Raw genomic sequence first — 15422 nt, 5'->3', positions numbered from 1 at the left:
GATGCTAGGATCTGATCGATAAATTGAACACGTTCGTTATAAAGAACGTTTTGTGCAATATAACGAACCGCACTCCATGACGCAACCCCCGATCCAGAAGCCGCAGGCCGAGGGACCGCCCGCGGTCGGCGCCGCACTGCAAACGCTGCGCCAGCAACAGCAGCTTTCGCTCGACGACCTGTCGCGCCGCGCCGGCGTATCCAAGTCGATGCTGTCGCAGATCGAACGCAACCTGACCAATCCGACCGTCGCCGTGCTGTGGCGCCTGGCCAACGCGCTCGGCGTGAACCTCGCGGATCTGCTCTCCGCCGACGCGGGCGGTCGCCCCGGCGGCGGCATTGCACTGGTCCAGCCGCATGCGATTCCGTCGCTCAAGAGTCCGGATGGCCACTGCGAACTGAAGATCCTCGGTCCGATCGAACTGGCCGGACGTTTCGAGTGGTATGAACTGGCGATCCAGGGGGGCGGCGTGCTGGCGTCGGAACCGCACGAAGCTGGCACACAGGAGCACCTTTCGGTGCTGAGCGGCGCCATGTCGGTGCAAGCGGGGGCGGAAGAAAAGAAGCTGCGGCATGGGGAAACGGCACGCTATGCGGCGGACGTGCCACACGCGATCCGCAATAGCGGCAAGTCGACGGCGACCGCCCTCTTGGTTGTAGTGCACCCGGCGTAACTACGGCAAGCGCAGAACGCGCCTCAGGTGCGGAACCCGGCCGCTGTGACCGCGTCAAAGCCCTTAGTCCCCGGAAAACGCAGTGCCGCTGCAGCGTCGCGCCGGTTCGGTGCATGTCGCAGGCACGTGTCTTGCGTGATCCGGAGGCTTCGCGCGCGCGGCACCGTGCCGCGCCAGTCCCAGCAAACGACCCCTGCAGCCAAGGAGACGAACGTGCTGAGCCCGCATGAACTTGCCACGCTGCTGCTGATCAGCGGCGGCCCTGAATCACTCGATACCACTGACTCCCGGCAGATCGACCCTGCCGATCTTCACGCGCTGGTCGACAAGGAACTCGTCCATCTCGAGATCCTGCATGGCCGGAGGCAAAGTCCGCGTCTGACTAGGCATGGTCAATCGATGCTGCGGGCGATGGGGTGTGAGCGCTGAGGAGTTCCTTGCAGAATAGGGCGTTATCGGTCTTGACTGGCGTCGGCTGTTTTGCCGGCGTCGCCGGCGGGCTTTTGGTTTAAGGCGGGTTTTCGATCTTGGCAGGCGCGGCTGTTTCGCCGGCGTGGCCGGCGGGGGTTTTATGGTCGGGAATGGGGTGTCGTTCTTGGCTGGCGCCTCCGTTTCGCCGGCGTAGCCGGCGAGTCACTTTTTGTCCGAGCGACAAAAAGTAACCAAAAAGCGCGTCGTTGCCGCTGGCCATCAATTCCACGGTGGCAGTCGTTCAAACGGCTTTGGACGCCTGCTACGGTGGTCAGTGGTTCGACCCTGCTACGCTATGTGAGTCAGAACCTGTGCCTCGCGCGGCACGGCTTTTGGACGATCCCCAAGACGGACTCGGGTACAGCGTTTCAACCCGGTCAGCGGTGGGACGCCTTCGGCTGCGCTGCGCGCGCGTCGTCGTCTAGAGGCAAGCTCATCAGCGTCGCTGGCGCCCGAATTCCAATTTCCTGTCTCTACGCGCATGCAATGCGCCCAAGGCATCTTCACTGGAGCGCCGTTCGGGTCAGACCTTCGCGGTCTTACTCTAAGCCGCGCGTAGCGCAGCCGAAGGCGTCCCCGTGAAGGCGTTGTTAGCAGGGACCACTCCGTAATCCGGGTTCGCTCGTACGCGCTGTCCCATCCTAATCATCTACGCGGCAGGCAGTCCGGCGGTCCTCTGATGCAACAACGGCATTGAGACCTTGATTGACCATGTAAACGCGCTTTTGCCTCCTTTTGTCGCTCGGACAAAAGGAGGTCGCCGGCTACGCCGGCGAAACAGCGGCGCCTGCCAAGAGCGACAGACACAGCTCGAACAAGAAGCCCCCGCCGGCTACGCCGGCGAACCAGCAGCGCCTGCCAAGAACAACACCCCGAAATAAAAGGCGCAAACTCACCGCCTATACTGAACCACATCGACCCGCACGATCCCGCGTGCGGCCCCGCTTCGGATCCCGACATTTCGACGAGAAGCAGCGCCTTCCCTCCCCCGCACGACCGCCAGACCGACATCCCCGCAAGGCTCGACCGCCTGCCGTGGTCGCGCTGGCACTGGCGCGTGGTGCTCGCACTGGGCATTGCGTGGGTGCTCGACGGACTCGAGGTCACGTTGGTCGGCTCGGTCGGCGCCGTGCTCGAACGGCGCGACACGCTGGCGCTCAGTGCCACCGAAGTCGGCTGGACCGGTTCGCTCTATGTGGGCGGCGCCGTGCTCGGCGCACTGGTGTTCGGCCGCATGGCGGACCGGCTGGGCCGCAAGCGGCTGTTCCTGGCTACGCTGCTCGTGTACATGATGGCGACGCTGGCGACTGCATTCTCGACGGACTTTGCCATGTTCGCGGTATGCCGGTTCTTCACGGGCCTGGGCATCGGTGGCGAGTACGCGGCCATCAATTCCGCCATCGACGAACTGATACCCGCGCGCGTGCGCGGGCGTGTCAACCTGGCTATCAATGGAAGCTTCTGGCTGGGCGCGGCGCTCGGTGCGGGGCTGAGTCTGTTGCTGCTGGACGCGCGCGTGCTCGGTCCCGTGTGGGGCTGGCGCGCATGTTTTGCGCTGGGCGCGGTACTGGCCGTTGCAATCATGCTGGTGCGCCGTCATGTGCCCGAGAGCCCGCGCTGGCTGGCCACGCATGGAAGGCTCGATGAAGCCGAGCAGGTAATTGCCGATATCGAAGCGCAGGTGTACCCGGCGCGTCCGACCGCGGCGCGCGCACCGTCCGTCCGCGCGTTCCATGCGGCAGTTAGCCCATCCGTGCGCGATGTACTGCGGCTGCTGGTGCTGCGCTATCGCCAGCGCAGCCTGGTCACGCTCGCGCTCATGCTCGCGCAGGCCTTCTTCTACAACGCGATCTTCTTCACCTACGCGCTCGTCCTCACGCGTTTCTACGGCGTGCCGGACGGCCGCGTGGCGCTCTACCTGTTCCCGTTTGCGCTCGGCAACGCCACCGGCCCGCTGGTGCTGGGGCCGCTCTTCGACGCAGTCGGCCGGCGCCGGATGATCGCCATCACCTACGTGCTGTCAGGCATCGGGCTGGCGGCGACAGGTTGGGCATTCACGCAGGGCTGGCTCGACGCCACAGGGCAGGCGCTGTGCTGGTCGGCCGTGTTCTTCCTGGCCTCGGCCGCGGCCAGTTCGGCGTACCTCACGGCCAGTGAGATCTTCCCGCTCGAAATGCGCGCGCTGGCGATCTCGATCTTCTATGCGGTGGGAACGGGTACTGGCGGCTTTATCGCACCGGTCTTGCTCGGCGCGCTGATCGAGCACGGCAGCCGTGAAGCGGTCGCGGCAGGCTATGGCTTCGGGGCCGCGCTGGTCATCATTGCCGGACTGCTGGCGCTGCGCTATGGGATCGACGCCGAGCGGCGGCCGCTCGAGGAAATCGCGCCGCCATTGGCAAGCGGCCGGCACGAAGAAACCGGCTGACGGAAATCGGCAGATATTGCGTACTTCGCCTTTTAAAAGTAACGCCATACAGCTTTTGTTTAATTCACGCGGTAATATAGAAAAGGCGTCTATTCATAAAGACGAAATCCCAGAAACCGACCGACCCTATATTCAACAATGAGAATCACGCTCGATGCGCTGCAGGTAGTCGAGTCCATTGCGCGTCGTGGCACTTTCGCGCTTGCCGGCAAGGAACTGCACAAGGCGCCGTCGTCGCTGAGCTATGTCGTGCAGAAGCTCGAAAGCGACCTGGGCATCACGGTGTTCGATCGCAGCGCGCACCGCGTGCGCCTGACGCTGGCAGGCGAGGTCCTGCTGGACGAAGGCCGCCGTTTGCTGCGCGCCGCGTACGACCTCGAAGAACGCGCCAGGCGCGCCGAGGCCGGCTGGGAGGCAGAACTCAAGATTGCGACCGACGCGCTGGTTCCGTTTGACGCCATCCTGCCGTTCATCTCGGCATTCCAGGCGGAAAACAGCTATACGCGCCTGTTGTTCTCGCAGGAATTGCCGGGCAACAACTGGTTGGCGCTCGCCACCAACAGCGTTGACCTGTTGATTGGCGCGGTCGGGGATCCCCCTGCGGTACAGGGGCTGTTCACGGTGCCAGCCGGCACCGCGAGGCCGGTCTTCGTCGTCGCGCCGGAGCACCCGCTCGCGGCAGCGGAGGAGCCCATCGACTGCGCCGTGCTATGGCAACACCAGTTCGTGGAAGTCTGGCTGCCGCAGGACAGTGCGCCGGATCCGCTCCACACGCTGGTGGAAGGCCAGCGACACATCAGCGTGCCCACACTCGATGCGAAGGTGTCCGTGCTCTTGTCCGGCCTTGCATGCGGCTACCTGCCGGTCTGCGCCGCACAGCCGCATATCGACTCAGGGCGGCTCGTCGTGCGGCGGCTCGGCGAAGAGCGCCCGCCACAGACCTTGCATATTGCGTGGCGCAGCAAGGATCCCGGCCGCGCGATCGGCTGGTGGATCGAGCGCAAAGAGGCGCTCGCCAACGCACTGCGGCAGAGCCTGGGGCTTCAGGCGCCAGCCTGACTGGCGAAGGCCACCGGGGCCTCGCCTTCCAGCCGGGCGACAGGACCGGAACAAGACGGGCAGCGCGCGTCGGCGGCACCAGCGGCCACTAGGCCCTGTCCCGCAGGTCGTACCAGGCGACAAGCAGGAATCCCCCCACCAGGCCGAGGTGCTCGAAGAAGCCGTTCTCCATCATGAAACGAGCATCGCCAGAGACTTCCCAGAAGCGGTTCGCCAAGAACGTTGCCATCAACGTAAAAGCCGCCAGGCCAAGCGCGCCGAGCCAGCGGTAGAAGCCGGCCAGGATCATCGCCGAGGCGCCGAGTTCGAGCGCGATAGTCGCCGCCGCCAGCGGGCCGGCCGGAGCAAGACCGAAATGGTGCATCTCGGCCATGGCCGCCGGGAAGTCCAGCACCTTGTTCAACCCGCCCTGCAGGTAGGCCGCGCACAGGCCCAGCAGTGCCACCCAGCGCACCACCGGAGTTGCGAAGCGGGCCACGCGGGCTTCCGCTGCCGGCCGAGTCAGACTGCCATGCTCGATCATTGCTTGCTCTCTCGGAGATAGTGATGTGCCCCGCTGCAAGCCTTCTGCAAGGCCGGCGAAGCGAACTCATGTTAGTGCATGATCGTTTGAATAAAGAAGTTAACTCGCGTTTTTATTTTTTTCATCGACATCGTCCTACCTCTGCCGCTATTCGATAGCCAAGAATGCTATGGGGCGTGGATAACGGATTCGTCCCCAGGCTCATCCACTTATTCGAATAGTCTGTTCGAAATAATCCGTTATCCCGGGCCGGACCGCCTCGTTATACTTTCGCAGCGCGCCTGGCATTGCCGGCAAGTGCTCAGTGACATGCTTTCCCACGCAGTTGGCGCTGCGGCAATCGCCGCATGAAATGTTGTTCCACGCCGCCATGCCGTCGCGCGCCCGCACGCGACAGCGAAGGTATGGCAGTCTTTCCAGTCCAAGGAGAAAACCGTGAGCAATCCGAAGCTAGAAGTCCTGACGCCGCAGAACTGTCAGCTGATCTTCATCGACCATCAGCCGCAGATGGCATTCGGTGTCCAGTCGATCGACCGCCAGGTCCTGAAGAACAATGTGATCGGACTCGCCAAGGCCGCGAAGATCTTCAATATCCCGACCACGATCACCACCGTGGAATCCGAAAGCTTCTCGGGCTTCACGTATCCCGAATTGCTCGACGTGTTTCCGAACCAGAAGCTGCTGGAGCGTACGTCGATGAATTCGTGGGACGACCAGAAGGTGCGCGACGCGCTGGCCGCTGCGGGCCGCAAGAAAGTCGTGGTGTCCGGCCTGTGGACGGAAGTCTGCAACAACACGTTCGCGCTCAGCGCGATGCACGACGCCGACTACGAGATCTACATGGTGGCCGATGCGTCCGGCGGTACGTCGAAAGAGGCGCATGACTATGCCATGCAGCGCATGGTCCAGGCCGGCGTGGTGCCCGTGACCTGGCAGCAGGTGCTGCTTGAATGGCAGCGCGACTGGGCCCATCGCGATACCTATGACGCGGTCATGGCGCTGGTCAAGGAGCATTCGGGCGCCTATGGCATGGGCGTCGACTACGCGTACACGATGGTGCACAAGGCGAAGCAGCGTACGTCGACGCAGCACGAAGCCGTTCCGGCAGTACCCGCACGCTGACGCTCACTGACACATTGACGTGAGTGGATCGCGGGCGCAGCGGCGACCGCTGTGCCCGCCACAAGCCGTCACCTTGCCATGCAAACGCTTCCAGGAGTTTCGCCATGAATGCTTCGACCGCCCCGGATCTGATTCTCGTCAACGGCAAGTTCACCACGCTGGACCGGGCCAATCCGCAAGCCGAGGCAGTCGCCATTCGCGATGGCAGGTTTGCCGCCGTCGGCACGAAGCAGGACATCATGCAGACCGCCGCCAGCAGCACGGTCGTGATTGATCTTGGTGGCCGCCGTGCCATTCCGGGGCTGATCGACAGCCACATGCACATCATCCGTGGCGGCCTGAACTACAACATGGAACTGCGCTGGGACGGCGTGCGCTCGCTGGCCGATGCCATGCGCATGCTGCGCGACCAGGTCGCGCGCACGCCCGCCCCGCAGTGGGTGCGCGTGGTCGGCGGCTTCACCGAACACCAGTTCGCGGAGAAACGCCTGCCAACCATCGAGGAACTCAACGCGGCGGCGCCCGATACGCCCGTGTTCATCCTGCATCTGTATGACCGCGCGATCCTGAACGGCGCCGCATTGCGCGCGGTCGGCTACACGAAAGACACGCCAAACCCGCCCGGCGGCGAAATCATTCGTGACGCAAACGGCAACCCCACCGGCCTTCTGCTGGCCAAGCCCAATGCCACCATTCTCTACGCCACGCTGGCCAAGGGGCCAAAGCTGCCGCCCGAGTACCAGAAGAATTCGACACGGCACTTCATGCGCGAGGTGAACCGCCTGGGCGTGACGGGCGTGATCGATGCGGGTGGCGGCTTCCAGAACTACCCCGAGGACTACAGCATCATCGAAGCGTTGCACCAGGAAGGCCAGTTGACGGTGCGTCTCGCGTACAACCTTTTCACGCAGAAGCCGAAGGAAGAACTGAGCGACTTCCGCACGTGGGCAGGCAAGGTCAAGCCGGGCCAGGGTGACGACCTGTACCGGCACAACGGCGCCGGCGAGATGCTGGTCTACACCGCGGCCGACTTCGAGGACTTCCGCGTCGAACGGCCCGAGATGCCGCCCTCGATGGAAGGCGACCTCGAGCCCGTGATCCGGCTGCTCGTCGAGAACCGCTGGCCGTGGCGCCTGCATGCGACCTACGACGAGACGATTTCGCGTGCGCTCGATGTGTATGAGAAGGTCGCGCGAGACATGCCATTCGACGGCCTGCACTGGTTCTTCGACCACGCCGAGACCATCAGCGACCGCAATATCGACCGCATCGCGGCGCTTGGCGGCGGCATCGCGGTGCAACATCGCATGGCCTACCAGGGTGAGTATTTCGTCGAACGCTATGGCGCAAAATCAGCCGAACGCACCCCGCCTATCAGGAAGATGCTTGAGCGCGGCGTTAAGGTCGGCGCAGGCACTGACGCCACGCGCGTCGCGTCCTACAACCCGTGGGTGTCGCTGTACTGGCTCACGACCGGCAAGACGGTGGGCGGCATGTCGATGTATCCACAGGCCAACCTGCTCGACCGCGAGACCGCGCTGCGGCTGTGGACCGAAGCCAACACGTGGTTCTCGAACGAGGAAGGCAAGAAAGGCATGATGGCGGTCGGTCAGCTTGCGGACCTGGCGGTGCTGTCGAACGATTACTTCACGGTCCCCGGCGACGAGATCCAGGACATCACCTCGGTCATGACCGTGCTCGGTGGCAAGGTGGTCTACGGCGACGCGGAATTCGGCGGGCATGCGCCCGAACTGCCGCCGCCGATGCCGGACTGGTCGCCGGCCCGTCACGGCAGCCGCTACCAGCCGCGGCCACAGGCACAGTCCCGCGCGATGGCGAACACCGCTTGCGGTTGCGCCAGCGCCTGCGGCGTGCACGGCCACGCGCACGCGGACGCGTGGACGGCCAGCCTGCCCGTGTCCGATGAGCGCTCGTTCTGGGGCGCAATGGGCTGCTCGTGCTGGGCGTTCTGACGTCGCGCCCGCATCGGAACGCCGCGCCGGCGCGGCATCAACCAACCGGAGTCCAATGATGAAGGTCTATATCGTTTCTCTCGCCGCCGGGATCCTCGTCGGCATCATTTATGCGCTGCTGCAGGTACGGTCGCCCGCACCACCGGCCATCGCACTGATCGGGCTGCTCGGCATGCTGATCGGCGAACAGGTCGTGCCCACGGTGAAACGCGTCGTGGCGGGCGAGCCTGTGACCGCGGCGTGGTTCCGCAGCGAGTGCGTGCCCAAGATCACCGGCGCGCCGCCGAAGCCGGATGGCACGACCGAGCCACGGGTCACGCTGTCCGCGCGTGGCAAGGAAGGCGGGCAATGATCTGGCGACGCAAGAAAGGCCAATCCCGGTCGGCATGTGCCAGCACGTCTAACGCGCGGCTTGCGCTGCCGCCGGGACTGCAGTGAGCACCGCACCGCGCCCCGATCTTGCCGCGTCGGCACCGGGCCCCGCCACGGGTTGCATCCTCGCGTTTATCGCGGGCTATGTCGATGTCGTCGGGTTCGTCTCGCTGTTCGGCCTGTTCACAGCGCATGTGACAGGCAACTTCATCATGATCGGCGTCGATGTCACCGGCAACGAGGCAGGCCTGCTCGCCAAGCTGCTGGCGCTGCCCGCCTTTGTGCTGGCCGTCGCGGCGACCCGGGTCGCCGAAGTACGCATCGTCAAGTCCGGCCGCTCTCCGGTCGCACCGCTGCTGCTGACCGAAGCCGTGCTGCTCCTGTTGTTCATGGCCGCGAGCCTGCATGCCGCGCCCGTCACCGATCCGTCGGCGCCGGCCGCCCTCGTGGCCGGCATGCTTGCCGTCATGGCCATGGGCATTCAGAACGCGCTGTCACGCACATCACTGCTGGAGCTGGGACCAACGACCATCATGACGGGCAATACGACGCAGATCGTGATCGACCTTGTCGACCTTCCGTCCGCGTCGGGCGCGCAGCGCGAGACGATCCGGCGCCGGCTGCACAAGATGGGGCCCGCGCTGGCCGCGTTCGCGCTTGGCGCGATCCTCGGGGCGGTCGGCTATGCCACGCTTTCCGTGTGGTGCGTGCTGCTGCCGGCCGTGCTGCTCATCGCCATCGGCATTCCGGCCTGGCGCCGCGGCCAGCCGTCAGCGGCAAGCTGAGCGCGCTGTGAAAGCGCAGGAACATCGCCCCGCCATCCTCTTCGGCGCATTCGACCGCCATAACTTCGGCGATCTGCTGCTCGCGCACATCGCCACACACGCACTGAAAGGCCGTACGCTGCATTATGGCGGCCTGGCGGATCGCGACCTGTCGAGGGTAGGCGGCCACAAGGTACAAGCGCTGGCGCGCGTGGCTGCAAGCCTGGGCAACACGCCTGTCGACATCATCCATGTGGGCGGGGAGATCCTGACCTGCAGCGCATGGGAAGCCGCCGTGATGCTGCTGCCGGCGAACGAGGCTCCGGCGGTAGTCGCGCGGCTCGATGCGCAGCCGGCGCAGCGCGCTGCCTGGGCGAGCGCGCAACTCGGCCTGGGCGATCTCGCACCATACCTGTTGCCCAAAGGCCTGTTTGCCAATGTCGCCAGCGTGCGCTACCACGCCGTGGGCGGCATCGACCTCGACCGGCTCGAGCCAGCCATGCGTGCCGAAGTGGTCGCCAAGCTGCAGGCCGCCACGTCCGTCAGCGTACGCGACCTCCAGACCCGCACCATTCTGGAAACTGCTGGCGTCAGTTGCCATCTCGCGCCCGATCCTGCGGTGATGGTCGCCGATGTATTTGCGCCGCGCATTCGCGGGCACGCCCGGCAAGGCGAGGTGGCCCGCGTGATCTCCGCATGCCCGCGCGGATACCTGGCGGTGCAGTGCAGCGCCGACTTCGGCGATGACGAGACGCTGGCGGCACTCGCACGGCAGCTCGAACGGATGGCCAGGGAATGGGCTCTTGGCATCGTGCTGTTCCGCGCGGGCGCCGCACCGTGGCATGACGATCTGGCGGTCTACCGCCGGCTGGCAGCCCGCATGGGCAACGTGCCGGTGGTCGTGTTTTGCTCGCTGGACCTGTGGGATATCTGCGCGCTGGTCGCCCATAGCCGCGGCTACGCGGGCAGCAGCCTGCACGGCAGCATCGTCGCGAGCGCGTTTGCGCTGCCGCGCGTGGGCCTGCTGCGCCCCGGGCAATCGCTTGCGTCGAGCAAGCAGGCCGCGTTTGCCGGCACGTGGGGATCGGCCGGCGCGCCTGCGGCAGTGCCGCCGGCTGCGCTTGCGTCCGGCATGGCAGAAGCCATGGGCGCCGGACAGGCAGACCGCGACGCATTCGCCCGGGAACTGGTCAAGGCGTTTGGCGCAAGCGCCTAGCCGTCACACGCGCTCGACGCGCACGAAGAATTCCACGCCTTCGTCGACGCCTTCCATCGACTGCCCGAACGTGATCCAGCCGTGGCTGCGCAGCATGACGTCGTCGCGGCGCAGGATGAAGCCCTCTTCCCCGTCGATGGTGACGTGCGTACCGTTCGAACTCCGGTCGACCAGCACGTAGCGCCCGGCGCGCGACTCCACTGTGGCCTGGAATCGCGACGCGCGCCGGTCCGCCACCACGATCGTCATGGTGCTGTCACGGCCGATGGTGACCGGCGCGGACGCGAGGTTCATTTCCACGAGCGCGGAGCGGTAGCGCAACGTGAGAAACACCGAACAGGCCGTGCGTGGGCTTTCGGTGTCGATCAGCGTCAGGTCGGTCGCCTGTTGCCAGATCGCCTCGAACAGTTCGACCGGCTGCTCCCTGCCGCGTACCTGGATCGGGTACAGGTAGCGCGTCGTCCGGCGCAGCCAGTCGGGCAGGTCCCCGACGGATTCCGCGCTGGTGATGATCTGGCCGCGCGATGCGAGCTTGCACAGCCGCGCCGCTAGATTCACGGTATCGCCGAACACATCGCCCGAGACATCGGAGAGCACCGGGCCATGGTGGAAGCCGATATGGATCGACATCGGCACACCGGCCACCGGCGGCAGTTCGGCCACCGCGTGCTGCATATCGAGCGCGGCCTGCAGTGCGCGTTCCGCTGCCGGGAACACCACCATGATCTCGTCGCCGATGGTCTTGACGATACGCCCGCCGCAATCCTGCGAACAGGACCGCATGACGCCAAGGCATCGCGCGACCGCGGCCATCGCCGCCGCGTTGCCGGCCACCTCGTACAGCCGCGTGCTGCCGCTCAGATCGGCGAACACTACCGACCCTTGCGACGCTTCATTAAGCGGTTCTCGGTCCATATGTACGCCGGCCCGCCTCCGTTCCGGCTGGCCACGTCCTCATAGCTGTCACGCGATCGCGCAATGGTGGAATTCTGGCACCGCGACCGGCGATCCTCAACCTGAATGGCAAGGGGCAGGTGCTGAGGCGAACATGGCTGAGATCCGCGCGAAGTCGTCGGGGGTGTCAAGGTCGGTCGTAAAGCGCGCGTGCGCCGCTTCGTGAACAAACACCTCGTCCGGATGGTCCGCAATCAGGCGGCGGCAGCCGGGATTGACGTGGCCGCCGATCACCTGCGGCGCGTGCCAGGCGGCAAAGGCCACCGGGTTGCCGCGCTGGCCCGCATGCCGCGGCACCACGATGGAGCCGTGCGTCCGCGCGGCGAACGCGTGCACGACCTCAAGGTAGTCGGCCGACGTCAGCAGCACCTGGTCCGCCAGACAGACCAGCACCATGTCGCACGGAAGCGACAGTGACGCCACCCCGGCCGCAACGGAGGTCATCTGGCCGTCGCCGTAACGCGGATTGAACCGGAACCTGAGCGGCAAGCCGTGCAGCACAGCGTGCAAGGCTTCGCGATTGTGGCCGGTGACCACGACGATTTCCGCGGGGCCGGCGTCAATCAGCGCGGCTGCGGTACGCCGCACCACGGGCTCGCCACCGATTTCCATCAGCAGTTTGTGCGGCCCGCCCATCCGCGTGGACAGGCCTGCCGCGAGCAGCACGGCCGAGAACACCGGCGGCGCAGGCGGTGCCGCTGTGGCGTCGTCCGGGCTCATCTCAGCGCCTTCTCGCCGTGGGCATGGAGCACGGCCAGGTATTTTGCGGGCTCGCGCTCGAACTCGGCCTTGCAGCCGTCGCAGCAGAAATAGTGCCGCTCGCCGCCGTACTCGATCACGTGCCGCGCACCAGCCCGTTCGATCGCCATGCCGCAGACGGGGTTCCGGTAGATGCCGACGGCCTCGTCCGCGTCCTGGCGTGGCGCGCCTAGCGCTTCACAGGGCGGCACCGGCGGCACGGCATCTGCCGGGCTGCCGGCCGGCGTTTCCAGGCTCCGCCGCAATGCCACCAGTCCGGCGACCGCGCCCAGCGCAATTTCCTCGGGCGTGCGAGCGTGGATGGCGGGGCCGGCTGGCGCATGCAGTGCTTCCAGCCGGGCAGGCGGCACGCCGCAGGCCACCATCGCTTCGCGCAGCTTTTCCGCCTTGCGCGCGCTGGCAACCAGCAGCACCGCTGCGGCGGGGCTGGCCAGCGCGGCTTCCAGTGCCGGCTCGTCGCCGTCACCCTGCGTGGCGACCAGCACCAGCCGCGGCGCCAGGTCCGCGATGGCCGCCTGGTCGTAGCCCGTGATCACACGCGTCAGGCCAAGCTGCTGCAGCGGCGCACTCGCCGGTGCCGCCGCAGCCACGCGCAGTCCCACACGCTGGGCAAGCACGCACGCTTCCAGCGCCGTTGGCGTAGCCCCCATTACCAGTACCAGTGGCGCCGGCAGCGTGGGTTGCACGAACAGTTCCAGCGCGCCGTTGCTGGCGCATGGCATCGCATGGTCTTCCACATCGGGCGGCGGTTGCGGCGTCGGCGCGTTGCTGATGCGCACGAGGCGCGGGCTGCCGCTGCGGATCGATTCGAGCGCGGCCTGGATGACGATCTCGCGCGAACAGCCGCCGCCGATCCAGCCATGCAGCGTGCCGTCTGCCTCGATCAGCGCCTGGGCGCCAACCCAGGCGGAAGTCGGCGGCTGCGCGCGAATCACCGTGGCCACGGCGAACGGTTGCGCGGCGTGAATCAGCCATTGCTCGCGTTGCAGCAGGAAGTCGGTATCGGTATTCATTGCAGTACGCTCAGGATTTGCGGCAGCACCCGTTCGAGGCTCGCCAGGTCGCGCACGCCCGCAAACAGGTCCAGGTAGGGCAACGCCGCGGACATGCCGGCGCTGGTCGGCGCGTAGCCGGGGCGGCCGGCCAGCGGGTTCAGCCACACCAGGCACCGGCAGCGCCGACGCACGCGTGCCAGCGCCTGCCGCAGCACGACCGGGTCGCCGGCGTCATAGCCGTCGCTGACGATGACCGTGGCCGTGCGCGAATGCAGCAACGCGGCCGCGTGGCGCTGGTTGAAATCAGCCAGGCTGTCGCCGATGCGCGTGCCACCGGCCCAGCCTTCGGACAGCAACGCCAGCCGCTCCTGCGAACGCCACGGGTCGGGGTCGCGCAGCGCCTGCGCCACATGGACCAGCCGCGTGTGGAACACGAACGCATGCACATCGGCCACGCGCGCGCCGAGCACGCGCGCGAGCCGCAGGAAGAAGAACGCGTACGGACTCATCGAACGGCTGACGTCCAGCAGCAGCACCAGCCGTGGCTGCACGCGCCGCTTCTGCCGCCACGCCAGTTCCAAAGGCACGCCGCCCGACGATACGCTGCGCCGGATGGTGGCGCCCAGGTCGACCCTGCGCCCTTGTGCCGCGCTACGCTCACGGCGCACCCGGATCGCGCGCAAGCGCTGCGCGAATCGCCGCACGGCCTCGTCGAGTGCGGCCAGGTCGTCCGCACGATTGAGATGGCGCAGGTCCGCATACTCGGGCGACGCGTGCTGCGTGGCACCTTCGCCAGCCATGCCGCCGGGCGGGACCACGCGGTCATCATTGGCGCTGTCCGCCGGACCCAGTGGCGTGCCTCCGTCTTGAGGAGCCGAAGCGCCGGCATCGCGTTCCATGCGCCCGGCCCCACTCGCGTGCGACTGCACCATCGCCCGCCGGTTGGGCACGCGGAAATAGCTGTCGAACAGATCGTCGAAGCGCCGCCATTCCTCGGCACGCGTGCACAGCAGCGCGCGCAGGCTCCAGCACAGCAGCCGGCTGTTGAGCTGGCCCATGCGCAGCGCGACTTGCAGCGCGTCGGCAACATCCGCGCTGCCGACATGGAAACCGTTCTCGCGCAGCCAGCCGGCAAAGCCGGCATAACGAGCGAGCAACATCGCATCGAGGCCGGCTTCAGCAGGTGCCGCAGCGGCACTGGCGCCCGGGCTCAGCATGATGCCGCCAGCCTTTCCACGACAGGACGCGTCAGGCCGGCGCGATCCTCGCGTGTTTTCACGAGCGCCGACAGCGTGTCGAGGATCGCGTCCGCGCCCTGCGCGTCGAGCGCGCGCACGCCGAGCCGCAGCAAGGCGGCGATCCAGTCCAGCGTCTCCGCGACGCCGGGCTTCTTCTGCAAGTCGAGCTTGCGCACGGACTGCACGAATTCCACGACCTGCCGCGCAAGCCCGTCCGCGGCGTCAGGCACCTGTGTGCGGACGATACGCAGTTCCTTGTCGAAGTCCGGATAGTCGATGTAGTGGTACAGGCAGCGCCGCCGCAGCGCGTCGGAGATCTCGCGCGTACCGTTGGATGTCAGCACGACGTATGGCCGCTCGGCTGCACGGATCACGCCGAGTTCCGGAATCGACATCTGAAAATCGGACAGCAGTTCCAGCAGGTAGGCCTCGAACGCCTCATCGGTGCGGTCGATCTCGTCGATCAGCAGCACCGCCGCCGGCACGCAGGTGATGGCCTCCAGCAGCGGGCGCTGCAGCAGGTAGCGTTCGGAGAAGATGTCGTGCTCCTTCTCGGGCAACGGCCGCGCATCTTGCTCAAGCAGCTTGATCGCAAGGAGCTGGCGCTGGTAGTTCCATTCGTACATCGCGGCATGCGCGTCCAGCCCCTCATAACATTGCAGGCGGATCAAACGCGTGTCGAGCAACCGTGCAAGCGCCTTGCCGACCTCCGTCTTGCCCACGCCCGCCTCGCCTTCGAGCAGCAGCGGCCGGCGCATTTCGAGCGCCAGCAGCAGCGTCGCCGCCAGACTGCGTTCGGCGATATAGCCATGCTCGTCCAGCCGCCGCTGGAGATCGGCCACGTCTGGCATGCGGTCGGCGGACATGGCGCGGTCCCC

Annotated in this window: 16 protein-coding genes; 9 read left to right on the top strand and 7 right to left on the bottom strand. The window is 66.3% G+C overall.

Features of this window, described 5'->3' with window-relative positions:
* The first annotated feature begins 76 nt into the window (after positions 1-76).
* Together KHO41_RS15115 and KHO41_RS15110 are read left to right on the top strand one after the other, a co-directional pair.
* Positions 77-673 (top strand): helix-turn-helix domain-containing protein, encoded by a 597-nt coding sequence (locus tag KHO41_RS15115; RefSeq protein ID WP_211954092.1) that lies wholly within the window; start codon positions 77-79, stop codon positions 671-673.
* Positions 674-886: 213 nt separating this feature from the next.
* Positions 887-1102: a hypothetical protein gene (locus KHO41_RS15110; protein WP_211954091.1), complete on the top strand. Its 216-nt coding sequence runs from the start codon at positions 887-889 to the stop codon at positions 1100-1102.
* A 79-nt stretch (positions 1103-1181) separates the two neighbouring features.
* On the opposite strand, the gene KHO41_RS15105 is transcribed toward KHO41_RS15110, so the two are convergent.
* The gene (locus tag KHO41_RS15105) at positions 1182-1373 is read right to left on the bottom strand and encodes a hypothetical protein (RefSeq protein ID WP_211954090.1); all 192 of its coding nucleotides are present in this window, start codon (positions 1371-1373) and stop codon (positions 1182-1184) included.
* A 729-nt stretch (positions 1374-2102) separates the two neighbouring features.
* On the opposite strand from KHO41_RS15105, the gene KHO41_RS15100 reads away from it, so the two are divergent.
* Positions 2103-3569 carry an MFS transporter gene (locus tag KHO41_RS15100; RefSeq protein ID WP_211954200.1) on the top strand — a complete coding sequence of 489 codons (1467 nt, stop codon included), beginning with the start codon at positions 2103-2105 and terminating at the stop codon, positions 3567-3569.
* A 138-nt stretch (positions 3570-3707) separates the two neighbouring features.
* On the top strand, positions 3708-4628 hold the full coding sequence (locus KHO41_RS15095) for a LysR family transcriptional regulator (RefSeq protein ID WP_211954089.1): 921 nt from the start codon (positions 3708-3710) through the stop codon (positions 4626-4628).
* 88 nt (positions 4629-4716) lie between these two features.
* On the opposite strand, the gene KHO41_RS15090 is transcribed toward KHO41_RS15095, so the two are convergent.
* Positions 4717-5151, bottom strand: a complete 435-nt coding sequence (locus tag KHO41_RS15090) for a DoxX family protein (RefSeq protein WP_211954088.1) — start codon at positions 5149-5151, stop codon at positions 4717-4719.
* A 435-nt stretch (positions 5152-5586) separates the two neighbouring features.
* Here KHO41_RS15090 and KHO41_RS15085 point away from each other — a divergent pair, with 435 nt between their 5' ends.
* The 5 genes from KHO41_RS15085 to KHO41_RS15065 all read left to right on the top strand — a co-directional run bounded on the left by KHO41_RS15085 (position 5587) and on the right by KHO41_RS15065 (position 10598).
* Entirely contained in the window at positions 5587-6273 is a 687-nt protein-coding gene (locus tag KHO41_RS15085; protein WP_211954087.1) for a hydrolase, read from the top strand.
* Positions 6274-6377: 104 nt separating this feature from the next.
* Positions 6378-8246: an amidohydrolase gene (locus KHO41_RS15080; RefSeq protein ID WP_211954086.1), complete on the top strand. Its 1869-nt coding sequence runs from the start codon at positions 6378-6380 to the stop codon at positions 8244-8246.
* Positions 8247-8304: 58 nt separating this feature from the next.
* Positions 8305-8598, top strand: a complete 294-nt coding sequence (locus KHO41_RS15075) for a XapX domain-containing protein (RefSeq protein ID WP_211954199.1) — start codon at positions 8305-8307, stop codon at positions 8596-8598.
* An 82-nt stretch (positions 8599-8680) separates the two neighbouring features.
* A complete protein-coding gene (locus KHO41_RS15070) occupies positions 8681-9403 on the top strand; it encodes a YoaK family protein (protein ID WP_211954085.1) in 723 nt (240 codons plus the stop codon).
* A gap of 7 nt (positions 9404-9410) precedes the next feature.
* Positions 9411-10598, top strand: a complete 1188-nt coding sequence (locus KHO41_RS15065) for a polysaccharide pyruvyl transferase family protein (protein WP_244873852.1) — start codon at positions 9411-9413, stop codon at positions 10596-10598.
* A gap of 3 nt (positions 10599-10601) precedes the next feature.
* Here the strand turns inward: KHO41_RS15065 and KHO41_RS15060 are convergent, their stop codons facing one another.
* The 5 genes from KHO41_RS15060 to KHO41_RS15040 all read right to left on the bottom strand — a co-directional run bounded on the left by KHO41_RS15060 (position 10602) and on the right by KHO41_RS15040 (position 15410).
* Entirely contained in the window at positions 10602-11513 is a 912-nt protein-coding gene (locus tag KHO41_RS15060; RefSeq protein ID WP_211954083.1) for an adenylate/guanylate cyclase domain-containing protein, read from the bottom strand.
* Positions 11514-11609: 96 nt separating this feature from the next.
* A complete protein-coding gene (locus tag KHO41_RS15055) occupies positions 11610-12272 on the bottom strand; it encodes a nucleotidyltransferase family protein (protein WP_211954082.1) in 663 nt (220 codons plus the stop codon).
* Complete coding sequence (locus KHO41_RS15050; RefSeq protein WP_211954081.1) at positions 12269-13324, bottom strand: XdhC family protein; 1056 nt, start codon at positions 13322-13324, stop codon at positions 12269-12271. Before KHO41_RS15050 ends, KHO41_RS15055 begins: the two co-directional genes overlap by 4 nt.
* Positions 13321-14523 carry a vWA domain-containing protein gene (locus KHO41_RS15045; RefSeq protein WP_211954080.1) on the bottom strand — a complete coding sequence of 401 codons (1203 nt, stop codon included), beginning with the start codon at positions 14521-14523 and terminating at the stop codon, positions 13321-13323. Before KHO41_RS15045 ends, KHO41_RS15050 begins: the two co-directional genes overlap by 4 nt.
* The gene (locus KHO41_RS15040; RefSeq protein ID WP_211954079.1) at positions 14517-15410 is read right to left on the bottom strand and encodes an AAA family ATPase; all 894 of its coding nucleotides are present in this window, start codon (positions 15408-15410) and stop codon (positions 14517-14519) included. Before KHO41_RS15040 ends, KHO41_RS15045 begins: the two co-directional genes overlap by 7 nt.
* Between the last annotated feature and the right edge of the window lie 12 nt (positions 15411-15422).

The sequence above is a fragment of the Cupriavidus numazuensis genome, from assembly GCF_905397435.1.
In the GTDB taxonomy this organism is placed as follows: Bacteria; Pseudomonadota; Gammaproteobacteria; order Burkholderiales; family Burkholderiaceae; genus Cupriavidus; species Cupriavidus numazuensis.
Note: the sequence above shows the minus strand (reverse complement) of the source record. Positions and strands in the feature narration are given on the sequence as shown.

What these genes read in the sequence shown, in the direction of transcription:
- KHO41_RS15080 (WP_211954086.1), top strand. Translation starts at nt 6,378, where the DNA reads ATGAATGCTTCGACCGCCCCGGATCTGATTCTCGTCAACGGCAAGTTC.
- KHO41_RS15095 (WP_211954089.1), top strand. Translation starts at nt 3,708, where the DNA reads ATGAGAATCACGCTCGATGCGCTGCAGGTAGTCGAGTCCATTGCGCGT.
- KHO41_RS15115 (WP_211954092.1), top strand. Translation starts at nt 77, where the DNA reads ATGACGCAACCCCCGATCCAGAAGCCGCAGGCCGAGGGACCGCCCGCG.
- KHO41_RS15045 (WP_211954080.1), bottom strand. Translation starts at nt 14,523, where the DNA reads ATGCTGAGCCCGGGCGCCAGTGCCGCTGCGGCACCTGCTGAAGCCGGC.
- KHO41_RS15090 (WP_211954088.1), bottom strand. Translation starts at nt 5,151, where the DNA reads ATGATCGAGCATGGCAGTCTGACTCGGCCGGCAGCGGAAGCCCGCGTG.
- KHO41_RS15075 (WP_211954199.1), top strand. Translation starts at nt 8,305, where the DNA reads ATGAAGGTCTATATCGTTTCTCTCGCCGCCGGGATCCTCGTCGGCATC.
- KHO41_RS15050 (WP_211954081.1), bottom strand. Translation starts at nt 13,324, where the DNA reads ATGAATACCGATACCGACTTCCTGCTGCAACGCGAGCAATGGCTGATT.
- KHO41_RS15040 (WP_211954079.1), bottom strand. Translation starts at nt 15,410, where the DNA reads ATGTCCGCCGACCGCATGCCAGACGTGGCCGATCTCCAGCGGCGGCTG.
- KHO41_RS15060 (WP_211954083.1), bottom strand. Translation starts at nt 11,513, where the DNA reads ATGGACCGAGAACCGCTTAATGAAGCGTCGCAAGGGTCGGTAGTGTTC.
- KHO41_RS15055 (WP_211954082.1), bottom strand. Translation starts at nt 12,272, where the DNA reads ATGAGCCCGGACGACGCCACAGCGGCACCGCCTGCGCCGCCGGTGTTC.